Origin of the sequence: Aeromonas sp. ASNIH5, from assembly GCF_002902865.1 — a bacterium.
Taxonomy (GTDB): domain Bacteria; phylum Pseudomonadota; class Gammaproteobacteria; order Enterobacterales; family Aeromonadaceae; genus Aeromonas; species Aeromonas caviae.
Window position 1 is genome coordinate 3,838,733 of sequence record NZ_CP026122.1, and the last position, 14,576, is coordinate 3,853,308.

General features: G+C 65.0%; 13 protein-coding genes. 11 read left to right on the plus strand and 2 right to left on the minus strand.

The annotated features are described in order from the left end of the window. Positions 1-14 precede the first annotated feature (14 nt). From C2U30_RS18100 to C2U30_RS18125, 6 genes are all read left to right on the plus strand, one after another. Complete coding sequence (locus C2U30_RS18100; RefSeq protein WP_029313677.1) at positions 15-491, plus strand: L,D-transpeptidase family protein; 477 nt, start codon at positions 15-17, stop codon at positions 489-491. Between the two features lie 121 nt (positions 492-612). Then, the gene (locus C2U30_RS18105; RefSeq protein WP_103244220.1) at positions 613-1,326 is read left to right on the plus strand and encodes an AzlC family ABC transporter permease; all 714 of its coding nucleotides are present in this window, start codon (positions 613-615) and stop codon (positions 1,324-1,326) included. A 2-nt stretch (positions 1,327-1,328) separates the two neighbouring features. After that, the gene (locus C2U30_RS18110; RefSeq protein ID WP_010672834.1) at positions 1,329-1,664 is read left to right on the plus strand and encodes an AzlD domain-containing protein; all 336 of its coding nucleotides are present in this window, start codon (positions 1,329-1,331) and stop codon (positions 1,662-1,664) included. 122 nt (positions 1,665-1,786) lie between these two features. Beyond that, the gene (locus C2U30_RS18115) at positions 1,787-3,313 is read left to right on the plus strand and encodes a YjjI family glycine radical enzyme (RefSeq protein WP_103244221.1); all 1,527 of its coding nucleotides are present in this window, start codon (positions 1,787-1,789) and stop codon (positions 3,311-3,313) included. Positions 3,314-3,350: 37 nt separating this feature from the next. After that, a complete protein-coding gene (locus C2U30_RS18120) occupies positions 3,351-4,199 on the plus strand; it encodes a YjjW family glycine radical enzyme activase (RefSeq protein ID WP_103244726.1) in 849 nt (282 codons plus the stop codon). 117 nt (positions 4,200-4,316) lie between these two features. After that, positions 4,317-4,640: a DUF1820 family protein gene (locus tag C2U30_RS18125; RefSeq protein ID WP_010672837.1), complete on the plus strand. Its 324-nt coding sequence runs from the start codon at positions 4,317-4,319 to the stop codon at positions 4,638-4,640. 16 nt (positions 4,641-4,656) lie between these two features. On the opposite strand, the gene C2U30_RS18130 is transcribed toward C2U30_RS18125, so the two are convergent. Then, complete coding sequence (locus C2U30_RS18130; RefSeq protein ID WP_103244222.1) at positions 4,657-5,589, minus strand: LysR family transcriptional regulator; 933 nt, start codon at positions 5,587-5,589, stop codon at positions 4,657-4,659. 58 nt (positions 5,590-5,647) lie between these two features. Beyond that, positions 5,648-6,844: an amino acid aminotransferase gene (locus C2U30_RS18135; RefSeq protein WP_043156135.1), complete on the minus strand. Its 1,197-nt coding sequence runs from the start codon at positions 6,842-6,844 to the stop codon at positions 5,648-5,650. A 392-nt stretch (positions 6,845-7,236) separates the two neighbouring features. Here C2U30_RS18135 and bcsG point away from each other — a divergent pair, with 392 nt between their 5' ends. From bcsG to bcsB, 5 genes are read left to right on the plus strand one after another with little or no spacing between them, the layout of a single operon-like run. Next, the gene (bcsG, locus tag C2U30_RS18140) at positions 7,237-8,883 is read left to right on the plus strand and encodes a cellulose biosynthesis protein BcsG (protein WP_041214509.1); all 1,647 of its coding nucleotides are present in this window, start codon (positions 7,237-7,239) and stop codon (positions 8,881-8,883) included. Between the two features lie 14 nt (positions 8,884-8,897). Next, positions 8,898-9,122 (plus strand): cellulose biosynthesis protein BcsR, encoded by a 225-nt coding sequence (gene bcsR / locus C2U30_RS18145; RefSeq protein ID WP_103244727.1) that lies wholly within the window; start codon positions 8,898-8,900, stop codon positions 9,120-9,122. Beyond that, complete coding sequence (bcsQ, locus tag C2U30_RS18150; RefSeq protein WP_103244223.1) at positions 9,119-9,781, plus strand: cellulose biosynthesis protein BcsQ; 663 nt, start codon at positions 9,119-9,121, stop codon at positions 9,779-9,781. The genes bcsR and bcsQ overlap by 4 nt, the downstream gene beginning before the upstream one ends. Beyond that, positions 9,778-12,351: a UDP-forming cellulose synthase catalytic subunit gene (bcsA, locus tag C2U30_RS18155; RefSeq protein ID WP_103244224.1), complete on the plus strand. Its 2,574-nt coding sequence runs from the start codon at positions 9,778-9,780 to the stop codon at positions 12,349-12,351. The genes bcsQ and bcsA overlap by 4 nt, the downstream gene beginning before the upstream one ends. Then, positions 12,348-14,573 (plus strand): cellulose biosynthesis cyclic di-GMP-binding regulatory protein BcsB, encoded by a 2,226-nt coding sequence (gene bcsB, locus C2U30_RS18160; protein WP_103244225.1) that lies wholly within the window; start codon positions 12,348-12,350, stop codon positions 14,571-14,573. The genes bcsA and bcsB overlap by 4 nt, the downstream gene beginning before the upstream one ends. The last annotated feature ends 3 nt before the right edge of the window (positions 14,574-14,576 follow it).

Below are 14,576 nucleotides of genomic sequence, written 5' to 3' on the forward strand. Positions count from 1 at the left end.
CAGAGGGATGGATAGTGAGAGCCGTATTGCTGTGTTTGCTGGGGCTGTGGCCCGCGTTGAGTTTTGCCACTCTGTCCGCCGATATGGTGGTGGTGAAGAAGTCGAGTTACAGCCTGACCCTGATGAAGGATGGCAAGGAAGTGAAGCGCTACTGGATTGCCTTGGGCCCGGCTCCCAAAGGACACAAGCAGCGTGAGGGGGATCAGCGTACCCCGGAAGGTCGCTATACCCTGGACTACAAGAAGAGCAACTCTGGTTTCTACAAGGCCATTCACATCAACTACCCGAATCTGGACGACATCAAGCGCGCCAACGAGCTGGGTGTGAACCCGGGCGGCATGATCATGATCCACGGCCAGCGCAACAGCCTGGGGGATCGCAGGGTGCAGCCGTCCAACTGGACCAATGGCTGCATTGCGGTGCTGAACCATGAGATGGACGAGATCTGGAACGCCATCGAGCCCGGCACCCCCATCATCATCGAGCCCTGATCCCGCCTGCCAACGCCCGCTCTCATGCGGGCGTTGCATTTGTTGCAGACCATGGCGTGACACTGCCTCCTGCGCCGTGCTAGTTTTCCCGGTTCGCATTGGCTGTGACAAGGATGATCCCATGATGTCGGAAACCCGCCTCCCTGCGCCCGAGCGCACGGGGGCACTCTGGTGGCGCGCCACTCTGGATATGCTCCCGCTCTCCATTTCCGTCATCCCCTGGGGGATACTGTGCGGCGCCCTGGCGCTTCAGGCGGGTATGAGCCCGCTCCAGGCACAGCTGATGTCGCTGCTGGTCTATGCGGGGGCGGCCCAGCTCTCGGCCACCACCTTGTTCGGGGCGGGGACGCCGCTGCTGCCCATCATGGGCTCCACCATGGTGATCACCTCCCAGCATCTGCTCTATGGCTTCACCTTCCGGCGCGACGTGCTGCCGCTCTCCCTGCGCTGGCGGGCCAGCCTCGCCTTCTTCCTGACCGACGAGATGTTTGCGGTGGCGCTGAAAGACAGGGAGCGCAGCGGTGCCTTCAATCCCGCCTATGCGCTCATCGCGGGCTTTGTCTTCTATCTGTTCTGGAACCTGGCGACCCTGCTCGGCATCGCCGCTGGCCAGTACATTGACGGGTTGGACAAGATGGGGCTCGACTTTGCCATCGCCGCCACCTTTATCGCCATGACGCTCCCCGCCATGAAGAACCTGCCCATGGTGGCGGCCACTCTGGTGAGCGGCGGGACGGCGCTCGTCACCAAGCCGCTGCTGGCGGAGATCCATATCATCGTCTCGGCCCTGGCCGGCATGGTGGTGGGCTATGTATTGCACCGGATGAGGAGGTGATCATGGGCTGGCTGATGATAGGGCTGCTGGCCCTGATCACTTTCTTCAACCGTTTTGCCTTCTTCTCGCGGTTGACCCGCTATCAGCCGGGGGCCGAGATGGGGGCTTTCCTCAGCTTCTCGGCCCAGTCGGTGCTGACCGCCATCTGGCTGCCCATCGTCTTCAGCTATGAGCCCGGCCACGGGCTGGACTGGGATCCGGACTACCTGGCCGCCACCCTGCTGGTTACGGTGCTGACCCTGCTGCGCCTGCCTACCCTGGTGGTGGTGGTCGTCGGCATGGGGGGCTTCTTCCTGCTGCGCTGGCTGGGGGGCGTGGCCCTGTTCTGGCCCTGGTGAAGGATGTGCCGTGATCCGGCATGGCGGATGTCTTGATGGGATATCCGCCCTGTTGGGAATGTCACTTCAAAAAAGACCTCCCAAGTGTGAGGATTTTGGTTCCACCCGCCACGGAGTGAACCATGTCCTTCACCGAAACCTGCCAGCGCATCGTGCGCGACCCCCTGCTGTCACCGGCCCAGAAGAGCCACGCCCTGGCGCTCGCCGCCGAAAACGCGTTGCCTTACCCCGAGTTGCCTGCCGCCGTGCAGGATGCCATGGCACAAGGGGTGCTGTGCGACATGTTCGAGGGACACGCTCCCCACAAACCGCGCTATGTGCTGCCGGATTACGAGCGGTTTCTGCGCCAGGGCTCGGCCTGGCTGGAGCTGGCGCCCCCCCTGGACTTCGACGAGGCCCTCGATGCCCTGCGCATCCTCTACCACCACGTGCCCTCCGTCACCGGCATGCCGGTATGGCTGGGGCGCCTCGATCACCTGCTGCTGCCCTTCGCCGGTGAGCTGGATGATGAAACGCTCCATCGCAAGCTGAAGGCCTTCTGGATCTATCTGGATCGGGTGCTGCCGGATGCCTTCATGCACGTCAACATCGGCCCCGACGACAACCGGATCTGCCGGCTGATCCTGCGCATCGACAGGGAACTCCAGCAGGTGGCGCCGAATCTCAGTCTGTTCCACGACCCGGTGCAGACCCCGGACAACCTGTTGCTGCAAGGGGTCGAGAACATCTCGGCCTGCAGCAAGCCCCACATCGTCAACTATCCGCTGCACAGGGACACCTTCGACGAACGCGGCTTTGGCATCGTCAGTTGCTACAATGCCCTGCCCCTGGGGGGCGGTGCCAATACCCTGGTGCGCCTTTCCCTCAAGGGCGTGGCCGGGCAGAGCGCAGGGGTTGAGGATTTCATGGCGCGCACACTGCCTCACTACTGCGAGCAGGCCTCGCGACTCATCGAGGTGCGTGCCGCCTTCCTGCACCGGGAGTCGGGTTTCTTCGACAGCTTCCTGGTGGAGGAGGGGCTGATCGAGGAGACGCGCTTCGTCCCCATGTTCGGCATCTTTGGCATGGCGGAGGCGGTGAACCTGCTGATGGAGAAGGGAGGCTTGCCGTGGCGCTATGGCCATGACGATGAGGCCAACCAGCTTGGCTATCGCATCTCGGCCCGCCTCTCCGAGTGGGTGGCCAGGAGGAGCCAGACCCATGCCTGGGGCAGCCGCGCCCTGCTCCACGCCCAGGGGGGACTCAGCGTGGACAGGGGCGTGACTCCGGGGGTACGGATCCCCTATGGCGAGGAGCCGGATCCCGCCAGTCACCTGCTGGCCCTGGCGCCCCACCACGGCTTTTATCACTCCGGGATCAGCGAGATCCTGACCCTGGATCCCACCATACGCCAGAACCCGCAGGCGCTGCTGCAACTCTGCAAGGGGGCCTTCGCCCTCGGCATGCGCGAATTCAGTGCCAACGTGGCGGACAGCGATCTGGTGCGGGTGACCGGCTACATGATCCGCAAGCGCGATGTGGCCCGCTTCGCGGCAGAAGGCTCGCGGCTGCAGACCACCTGCCTCGGCGCCGAGGCGAGCGAGCTGACCGGGATCCGCCAGCGGGCACCGCGGGTGGTGGCTATCGAGACCCTCTTGAATGAGCACTGAGAACGGCAGGCAGAAGGGGGCCGAGTTCAGGGCGACGGTGAGCCGCTGGCTGCCCTTCTCCTGCGTGGACGGCCCCGGCAACCGGCTGGTGCTGTTTTTGCAGGGCTGCAACTTCCGCTGCCCCGGCTGCCACAACCCCCACACCATGGGGTTGTGCGATCACTGCGGTGACTGCGTGCCCGGTTGCCCGGGCGGAGCCCTGGCGATGCAGGAGGGGCGGGTGAGCTGGCAAGCCGAGCTTTGTACCCACTGCGACCGTTGCCTAGATGTCTGCCCTCGCCACGCCAACCCCAAGACGCGCCAGATGTCGGTGGCCGAGGTGCTGGCCCTGCTGCGCCGCTATGGCCCGCTGCTCACCGGCGTCACCGTCTCCGGCGGGGAGGCTACCACCCAGTTGTCCTTCGTGATCGCCCTGTTCACGGCCATCAAGGCTGCGCCGGATCTGGCCCGTCTCACCTGCCTGCTCGACAGCAACGGATCCCTGGGTGAAACGGGTTGGCAGCGGCTGTTGCCGGTGCTGGACGGCGCCATGATAGACCTCAAGGGGTGGCACGAGCCCGTGCATCTGGCCCTGACCGGGTGGGGCCGCGAGCGGGTGCTGGCATCGCTGCAACTGCTGGCGCAGGCGGGCAAGTTGGCGGAGGTGCGGCTGTTGCTGGTGCCGGGGCGGAGCGATTTTCTCGATGCCACCGGCGCGCTGGAGGAGGCGTTGACGACCTTCTTGCTGTCGCTGGGGCCCGTGCCCATCCGCCTCAACGGCTTTCGCCACCACGGGGTGCGAGGGGAGGCACTGTTATGGCCAGAAGCCGGGTCGGCTGATCTGACAGTGCTGGCCAACGCATTGAAGGTCAAGGGGTTTGGGGCCGTGATGCTGCCTGCGATCTGAGCTCTGCGGCACGTCGGGAGGCTGTGACCCGATATGACGCAACTGTGAACTCTGTCTATAGGGGCTGTCCGAGGGGACGGCTAGAATGGGTCAACCGTCCATCACCAACAGATACCCATGAGTGAATCCAACGCCCTTTATCGAGTGCAGTTCATTTGTCACAGCGAGCGTTACGAAGTCTATGTAAGAGAGGTGAATCAGGGCCAGCTGTTCGGCTTCATCGAGATCGCCCACTTCGTGTGGGACAACCACACGGCGCTCATCGTCGACCCCAGCCACGAGAAGCTGAAGAGCGAATTTGCCGACGTCACCCGCACCCTTATTCCCATGCACCACGTGCTGCGGGTCGATCAGGTGCGCAAGCAGGGGGCCGCCCGCATCACCGAACTGGGCAACAACGTCACCTCTTTCCCAGGCCCCATCTATACCAAGAAGCCCTGAGTCCTGCCGCCAGGCATCATTGTGGGGCGTCCAGCTCCCGGGCCAGTTGCAGGATGCGCTGACGGAACCAGCGCAGGGCGGGATCTTCCCCCAGGGGGCCATACCACACCAGGCTGTGGGTCACGGCGCCGTAATCGAAGGGGACAGGGCGGCTCACCAACCCCTGGGTACAAGCCCGGGTAGCCCAGCCCTTCACGGCCGTGAGAATGAGATCGCTCTGGCGCAGCAGGGCGGAGGCGCTGCCAAAATCCGGCAGGGTGGCCCCCAGTCTGCGCCGTACCTGGCGCTGGGCCAGACTCTGCTCGAAGAAGGGATCGGCCAGCTCCTGATCGCGAATGGCGATATGGCGCCAGCTCAGGTAGGCATCGAGATCCCAGGGGCGCATCAACGCCGGATGATCCGCGCGCATCAGGCAGACCAGCTCGTCCTCCCGCAAGGTTTCCCAGACGAGGCCGGGCTGATTGACCCCGGGCTGGCTCTGATCGTGGGGCAGGATCACGAAGTCGAGCTTGCCCGCCGCCAGAGCAGCCAGTCCCTGCTCGTCCTTGTTACGCACGACGGGCATCAGCCCCGGCACCTCCTGCATCAACTGACCCAGTACGGCCCCCATGGGCCAGATCATGCTGCTCTCCCGCATCGCCAGGTTCAGCTCCCCCTGCCAGTTGGCAGGGGCAAATCCTTCCTGGCTGGTGAGGCCGTTGAGCTCCCCCAGCAGGCGGCGCAGCGTCGGGCCGAGGCGTTCGGCAAACGGGGTCAGCAGCAACTGGTTGCCCTGGCGGTAGAGCAGTTGATCCCCCAGCAGTTCGCGCAACTGGTTGAGGGTCTTGCTGACGGTGGAGGGGGTGGTGCAGAGGCGCTCGGCGCTGCGGGTGACACTGCGGGTGTCGAGCAGCAGATGCAGGGTCACCAGGTGGCGACCGCCGAGGCGGGAGAGGGCAATGAGATCCATCACGGTTCCACGGGCAAGGGGACAAATGAAAAGCCCCGCCTGAGCGGGGCTTGCGGGCTTAGCCCTTGAGCACGGCGGCCATGGCGTCGGCCACGTAGTCGACGTTGCGGCTGTTGAGGCCCGCCACGCACATGCGACCGGAGCGCACCAGGTAGACGGCGAACTCTTCCCGAAGACGGTCCACCTGCTCCGGCGTGAAGCCGGTGTAGCTGAACATGCCGCGCTGGTTGATGAAGTAGCCAAAATCACGGCCCGGCACCTTGGCACTCAGCACCTCGAACAGCTTCTGGCGCATGGCCTTGATGCGGGTGCGCATCTCGGTCACCTCACCGACCCACATGGCGTGCAGGCTGGCGTCGTTCATCACCGCCGCGGTGATCTGGCCGCCGTGGGTGGGGGGGCTGGAGTAGTTGCGGCGCACGGTGGCCTTCATCTGGCCGAGCACCCGGCTCGCCTCTTCGGCATCCTGGCAGATGACCGACAGGCCGCCGCAGCGCTCGCCATAGAAGGAGAGGTTCTTGGAGAAGGAGTTGCTGACGAAGAAGCTGACACCGGCGGCCACCATGGCGCGGATGGCATAGGCGTCCTCTTCCAGCCCGTCACCGAAGCCCTGATAGGCGATGTCCATGAAGGGGATCAGGTTCTTCTCGACCACCAGGGCGATCACCTGGTCCCACTGGGCACGGGAGAGATCCACCCCGGTCGGGTTGTGGCAGCAGGGGTGCAGCAGCACGATGCTTTTCGCAGGCAGGCTGCTCAGGCAGTCGATCATGGCGTCGAACTGCACGCCGCCGGTGGCCGCATCGTAATAGGGGTAGTCGTGCACCTTGATGCCGGCCCCCTCGAACATCGCCTTGTGGTTGTCCCAGGTGGGATTGCTGACCCACACCTCGGAGGTCGGGAAGTAGCGCTTGAGCAGATCGGCACCGATCTTCAGGGCGCCGGAGCCGCCGATGGTCTGGATGGTGGCGATGCGACCCGCCTTGACCGCTTCATGCTCGGCGCCAAACAGCAGGTGCTGCACCGCGGTGCGGTAGTTGGCGGCGCCTTCCATCGGCTGGTAGGGGCGCGGGGCCGGGGCAGCGGCGCGCTGCGCTTCGGCCTGCTGCACCGACGGCAGCAGCGGAATGCGTCCCTGCTCGTCGTAATAGAGGCCAATCCCCAGGTTCACCTTCTGCTCGCGGGTATCTTTATGGAAGGTCTCGACTAGCGTCAGTATGGGGTCGCCAGCATAGGCATCGACGTGTTCAAACATGGGGGGTCCTTGAAGTTGACTGTCCAATTCGGCCGGCCATCAGCCGGGCCGATATGATGGCGCAATCCAGAGGTGGCCTCAAGTTGTTCGAGATGGCGACAGGGCTGACAAAGTCTGTCGCAGTGGTAAGCGCGGGGCCCTTGCCAGGATCCTGCATCCCGTCTGCACGTTCCCCCCATTTTGTCAGAGAAGGCTGCCTTATCGGGATCGTTTGGATAATATATGGATACATACGGCCCCTCTCATTCCCCTTACACCCATCCGGGGGAGTCAGGTTCAGCGCCACCTGAGACAAATTAATAGTTGCATAATAGTCAGGCTATTCTTTTGACAACCATTGCAGTGTGCCCGGCCCCTTCGGGGGGCCCACGATAACAGGTGACTCATCGCCGATGACCCGACACGTTTCTGATGCCGATTCTCCCTGGCTGGACTGGCATGGCCTGGGTGGCTGGAATGTCTATTTTCTTGCCAAGTTCGCCCTGCTCTGGGGGGGATATCTCAACTTCCACCCCCTGATCAACCTGGTGTTTGCCGCCTTCCTGATCTTTCCCCTGCCAAGGGCCGGGTGGCGCCGTGCGCGGCACTGGCTGGCGTTGCCGGTGGGGGCGGGGATCTTCTATCACGATACCTGGTTGCCGGGGATAGAGAGCATTCGTGCCCAGGGCAGCCAGGTCTTCTCCTTCACCCTGGATTACTGGGCTGAGCTGCTCGGGCGTTTCATCAATTGGGAGATGGTCGGCGCGGGGTTCGTGCTGCTGACGCTCTATCTGTTCATCGCCCAGTGGTTGCGCTTCACCCCCTGGATCCTGCTGGCGCTGCTCTGGCTCTGGGTCTCGCCCCAGGTGAGCAATCCCTTCGCGAGCAGCAAGGGGGCGAGCGAGCACGTCGTGAACACGTCCCGGGAGGAGACCCGCCCCTCAGTGCTGCCCATGGAGGAGCAGCTTGACCAGAGTGCCCCGCCGACCAACGAGAACCTCAACGCCTATCTCGATGACTTCTATCGGGAGGAGCAGGAGAGACTGGTGCACTTCCCGGAGAGCCTGCCAGCCCAGGCGACCCCCTTCGATGTGCTCATCATCAATGTCTGCTCCCTGGCCTGGCGTGACGTGGAGGCGAGCGGCCTGACCGGGCACCCGGTCTGGTCCCACTTCGACATTCGCTTCAACCGCTTCAACTCCGCCACCTCCTACAGCGGCCCGAGCTCCATTCGCCTGCTGCGGGCCAGTTGCGGGCAGACCAGCCACCAGGGGCTCTATGTGACGGCGCCGAAGCAATGCCTGCTGTTTGAGAACCTGGCCCAGCTCGGCTTTGCCAAACAGGTGGCCATGGATCACTCGGGGGATTTTGGCAACTACCTGACCGGCCTGCAGCAGTATGCCGGGCTGGATGTGACCCCCATGGACAAGAAGGGGCTGGCCCATGACCTCGCCTCCTTCGATGGCGAACCCATCTATCGCGGGGATGCCCTGTTCGGCCGCTGGCTGAACGAGCGGACACAGAGTCAGGCGGCACGCAACGTCACCTTCTTCAACCTCATCGCCCTGCACGATGGCAACCGCTATGTGGCGAGCCGCCAGATAGCGCCCTACAAGGCGAGGCTCAAGACCCTGCTGGATCAGCTGGACGACTTCATGACGACGCTGGAGCAATCCGGCCGCAAGGTGGCCGTGGTGATGGTGCCTGAGCACGGCGCCGCTCTCACCGGCGACAAGATGCAGATGGCCGGGCTGCGGGACATTCCCAGCCCGAGCATCACCCAGGTGCCGGTGGGGGTTGCCCTGCTCGGTACCAAGGCGCCCCACGAGGCGACCCGCAACGTGGACACCCCCAGCAGCTTCCTGGCGGTATCAGAACTGGTCTCCAGGCTGGTGGGGAAGGATGTGTTCGGGAGCGAGACCATCGATTGGGATGCCCTGCTGGGCGACCTGCCGCAGACCCCGTCGGTGTCCGAGAACCAGGGCTCGGTGGTGATCGAATATCAGGGCAAGTACCACATCAAGCTGGGGCAGGGGGACTGGGTCCCCTATCCCCAATGAGACCGGAGGTGACGATGCGCAGCGAACGGCAATCAGACATGCAGACCCCCTTCGGCGTCCCGGTGGAGGGCACGGTAATCAATGACGTGGCCATGGTCCAGCAGGCCTTTGGTGTCAGCCTCTCCTACCAGGATATTGCCGCCAGGGAGCGGCTCGCCGCCTTGTGCGCACGCTTCCCCCTGCTGGCGGAGGTGGCAGTGAAAGGGCACGAGGGGACTGGCGAGGGGAGGTCTGCATGAAGGTGATCGCCCTGCAGGGGATCCGGGGAGGCGTGGGGACCACCGCCATCGTGGCCGGACTGGCCCAGGCTGCCCATGAGCAGGGGGCAAGGGTGCTGGCGGTGGATCTCTGCCCGGACAACCAGCTTGGCATCCACCTTGGCCTGCCCCATGACGATCCGGGAGGCTGGAGCCGGCTGACCCAGCCGGCGCGGGAGTGGCGAGGAGCGCTTCACCGCCGGGAGGAGGGACTGGATCTGCTCTCCCATGGCGGGGGGGAGGGGGCGTCGGCCGAGTGGCTGGCGGGGATCGATGGCTATGATCTGGTGCTGCTGGATCTGCCCCGGGGTATGGCCCCCGTCATCCCCTGCAGGCGCTTGCTGGTGGTCAATGCGGATGCCAACTGCCATGTGCGGCTTCACCGCCACTCCTGGGCGGCCGATGAGCGTCTGCTGGTGACCCAGTTCTCCAGCCAGCGGGCCCTGCAGCAGGGGTTGCTGGATCTCTGGCTGGCAGGGGGGCTCCCTCTGCTCAATCTTCATCTGCACAGGGATGAAGCCATGGCGGAGGCCATGGCCGCCAAGCTGCCGGTCGGCCGCTATGCGCCCACCAGTCTGGTTGCCCACGAGCTGGCCGCCCTGGCGACCTGGTGTCTGGCAGAGGGGGAGGCGCCCCGATGAGAGTGCGGCTGCTGACGCCGGCTGCGGGCCTCTGGTGCTCGCTGCGCTATCGCGCACTGCGCGAGCGGGGGGCTTCCCGCCCGGGGGCGGCCGCATTGACCCTGGGCTGGCTGCTGGCCTGGGCTCTCTTCCCCCTCGAGCGTCATGGCTGGCAATGGGTGCTGGGCCATGCCCGGGGGCTCTATCCCCAGCTGACGCACCCCCGGGTGGGGGATCCCCTGCGCGTTCTGTTGCAGAGCCTCTGGATGATAGTGCGTCGCCCACAGCCCATCCCCCTGCGCTGGCCTGCCTCCTGGCAGCGGGTCTGGCATAGGGGCACACAAACTCTCGGCGCCTTCCTGGCCCGCCAGGAGGAGAAAGGGCTGGCCGCCGCCAGGGCCACGCCCCGCGAGGCACGCTGGAAGAGCGTGCTGCTCTGCGTGGTGGCCGGGAGCCTCTCCCTGCTCTGCGTCACCCAGCCGTTCACCCTGCAGGCGCAGCTGGTGTTCGTCCTCCTGCTGGCGGCCATGGCCTTCATCCTGCGGGCCGTGCCGGGCCGTTATCCCATGCTGATGATGATGGTGCTCTCCCTCACCATCTCCTGCCGTTACATCTGGTGGCGCTACACCTCGACCCTCGACTGGTTCGATCCCGTCAGCCTGGCCTGCGGCCTGCTGCTGCTGGCCGCCGAGACCTATGCCTGGCTGGTGCTGCTGCTCGGCTACTGGCAGACCGCATGGCCCCTGCACCGCCCTCCGGCACAACTGCCGGCGGATCCGGCCCAGTGGCCCAGCGTGGATCTGATGATCCCCACCTACAACGAGGATCTCGCCATCGTGAAGGGGACTGTCTACGCCGCCATGGGGCTCGACTGGCCCGCCGACAAGCTGACCATCTGGCTGCTTGACGACGGGGGGCGGGCAGCGTTTCGCGACTTCGCCGAGGAGGCCGGGATCCGCTATGTGGCCCGGTCGACCCATGAGCACGCCAAGGCGGGCAACATCAATCACGCCCTCAAGATGGCCACCGGGGATCTGGTCGCCATCTTCGACTGTGACCACCTGCCGACCCGCTCCTTCCTGCAGATGACGGTGGGCTGGTTCTACCGGGATCCCCGTCTGGGCGTGGTCCAGACCCCCCACCACTTCTTCTCCGCCGATCCGTTCGAACACAACCTGCAACGGTTTCGCAAGATGCCGAACGAGGGGGCCCTCTTCTACGGCCTGGTGCAGGATGGCAACGACATGTGGGATGCCAGCTTCTTCTGCGGCTCCTGCGCCGTCATCAAGCGCACCGCCCTTGACGAGATCGGCGGCATCGCGGTGGAGACGGTCACCGAGGATGCCCACACCTCCCTGCGGCTGCACCGCCTCGGCTACACCTCGGCCTATATCCGGATCCCGCTGGCGGCGGGGCTGGCCACCGAAAGCCTCTCTGCCCACATCGGTCAGCGCATCCGGTGGGCGCGCGGCATGGTGCAGATCCTGCGTCTGGACAACCCCCTCTTCGGCAAGGGGCTCAAGCTGGGGCAGCGGCTGTGCTACTTCAATGCCATGCTGCACTTTCTCTCGGGCATACCGAGGCTCATCTTCCTGACGGCGCCGCTCGCCTTCCTGATCCTGCACGCCTACATCATCTATGCCCCGGCGGCGGCCATCGCCCTCTACATGTTGCCGCACATCTTCCACAGCGCCCTGACCAACTCCCGGTTGCAGGGCAAGGTGCGCCACTCCTTCTGGGGCGAGGTCTATGAGACGGTGCTGGCCTGGTACATCGCCAGGCCGACCACGGTGGCGCTCTTTGCACCTCACAAGGGGACGTTCAACGTGACTGCCAAGGGGGGGATGACGGAGGAGGTGTTCCTCGATCTGTCGGTCTCCCGCCCCTATCTGCTGCTGATCCTGCTCAATCTGTGCGGGCTGGGGTTCGGCCTCTGGCGCATCGGCACCGGCCCTGCCGACGAGGTGCCGACCCTGATCCTCAGCATGATCTGGACCCTCTACAACATGACCATACTGGGCGGCGCCCTGGCGGTGGCCTTCGAGTCGCGCCAGGTCCGTGCCAACCCCAGGGTGGAGATGGTGATGCCGGCGGTCATCAGGCTGGCGAACGGTCACCTCTACCCCTGTACCGTCAGGGATTACTCCAACGGGGGGGGCGGGGTGCTGCTCGAGGCGCCCCTGCCCCTGGCCGACAAGGAGAGGGTCTGGTTGCTGCTGCGCCATGACCAGCGGGAGCAGGCGTTCGCCGCCAAGGTGCAGCGGGTGTTCGGCTGCAAGCTGGGGCTGGGGCTGGAGCTGGAGCCCATGGCGCAGGCACAGCATGTCGAGTTCATCCAGTGCACCTTCGCCCGGGCCGATACCTGGTCCCTGTGGCAGCAGCGTCTGGGCAAGGATCGCCCCCTCCACAGCCTGATCGACATTACCCTGCTCGGCTGGGGGGCTTACTGGCGTCTGGCCCGTACCTCACCCATCGGCTTTGTTTGTATCCTCCTCGAGAAGCTGGCTCGCTGGCTCCTCTCCTTCGTTCCCCGTCGCGTCTCCCCAGATTTCCGGGCCGGGACTCCGACCTCACAGACAGTGAAAGGATGATGAAACCACAACGCTACCTTATTCCTCTCCTGCTGATGGCGCAGAGTGCGACCGCCGCCGAGGCCGTCGGCCCCCTGCCGCCCGTTCCCGCTCCGGTGCGCACCCAGGGGATGAGCTTCGAACAGATGGCGTCATCGCCAGGCACCCTCTCCCTGCGTGGCAATGCGCCAGACGGACTGGCCGACTTCACCGTGCGGCGGGACGAGGTGGTGACCCGGGCCACCCTGGATCTGAACTTCACGCCATCGCCCTCCCTGCTGCCGCTCATCTCCCAGGTCAAGGTCTATCTCAATGACGAGCTGATGGGGGTGACGGCCCTCAACCAGGATCAGATGGGGACGATGACCCATGCCAGCATCGAGCTGGATCCCCGCTATGCCAAGGATTTCAACCGCCTCAAGGTGAGCTTCGTCGGCCACTATCAGAAAGTGTGCGAGAACCCGGCGAGCGACACCCTCTGGCTCAACGTCAACCGGGACAGCAAGCTGACCCTGCAGTTGCAGACCCTGCCGGTGCGCAACGAGCTCTCCTTCTTCCCCATGCCGTTCCTCGATGTGCGGGACAATGGCAAGCTGACTCTGCCCATGGTGTTCACGGGCTCAGTGCCCCCGGAGCAGCAGCAGGCGGCGGCGGTGCTGGCCTCCTGGTTCGGCACCAAGGCCCAGTGGCGAGGCCAGCACTTCCCTGTGCTCATCAACCAGTTGCCGGATCGCAACGCCGTGATCTTTGCCACCAATGACGCGCGCCCCGATTTCCTGGTGGACTATCCCGAGGTGAAGGGGCCCACCATCGACATGATCAGCTCCCCCGACAACCCCTATGTGAAGCTGCTGCTGATCCTGGGGCGGGATCAGCAGGATCTGCTGACGGCGGTGCAGGGGCTGGCGCGAGGCGATGTCATGCTGCGTGGCCAGAGCGTCATGGTGGACGAGGTGAAGCCGCTCTCCCCGCGTCAACCCTACGACGCCCCGAACTGGGTGCGACTGGATCGCAAGATGCGCTTTGACGAGCTCACGGAGTACCCGGGCCAGTTGCAGGCAACGGGGCGCACGCTGTGGCCCATGAGCCTGACGCTGCGCCTGCCGCCGGATCTCTATCTGCTGGGGGAGAACGGCATCAGGACGGAGCTGAAGTATCACCACACCTCGCCCACCCTGCGCGACGGTTCCCGGCTGGATGTGGGGGTCAACGGCCAGCTCATGAAGTCGTTCACGCTCGAGCCCGGCGAGGTCAAGAGTGAGCGGTTGCTGACCCTGCCGCTCTGGTTTGCCTACGACGGCGACACCATGGCGCTGCGCATGCCCGGGCTCAAGACCACCCAGGCCAACAGCCTGAGCTTCTCGTTCGAGTATGCCCAGCAATACATGGGAGGGACGGAGGATGGCCGTTGCGACCTGGTGATGCCGCCTGCCCATCAGGTGCGCATTGACGAGGGCTCCACCATCGACTTCACCGGCTATCGCCACTTCATCGAGATGCCCGACCTCAAGGCGTTCGCCTATGCCGGCTTCCCGTTCAGCCGGATGGCGGATCTCGCCGACACCCAGATTGTCATGCCGGCCAGACCCCATCCCGGGCAGATCACCACCTTGCTCGATGCCGTCGGTGCCATCGGGGCCGAGACCGGGTATCCGGCGCTCTCCCTGCAGGTTCTGGACGACTGGGAGCGAGCGCGCACCGAGGATCGGGATACCCTGCTCATCGGCACCCTGCCGGAGGAGTTTCGAGGGGATCTGGCTCCCGACGCCCTGCTGCAATCCACGCGCAGCTGGGTCAACGAGCCAACCCGCCAGCACAAGGGGGATCTGCTGCACACCATGGCCGATCGCCAGCCCCAGGCCCGGGTGGGCATGACGGGCAACCGGGCCATCGACGTCATCCTGGGGCTGCAATCGCCGACCCATGATCAGCGCAGCCTGGTCGCACTGCTGGCGGATGGACCGGCGGGGGTCACATTGCTCAATGATGCCCTGCAGACCCGGACCCTGCGCGATCAGGTGGCAGGCTCGGTGGCCATCATCCGGGAATCCGGGGTGAAGAGCCTGGTGGTGGGGGATCGCTACGAGGTGGGCTACCTGCCGTGGTGGGAGCGTCTCTGGCAACTGTTTGCCCGTTATCCGGTGCGTCTTGCCGGGCTGACCCTGCTCTGCATGCTGGTACTGGGCTGGGGCCTGCGGGTGCTGCTTGCCAGTGCCAGTCGCCGCCGTCTGAAGGAAGATTAAGAG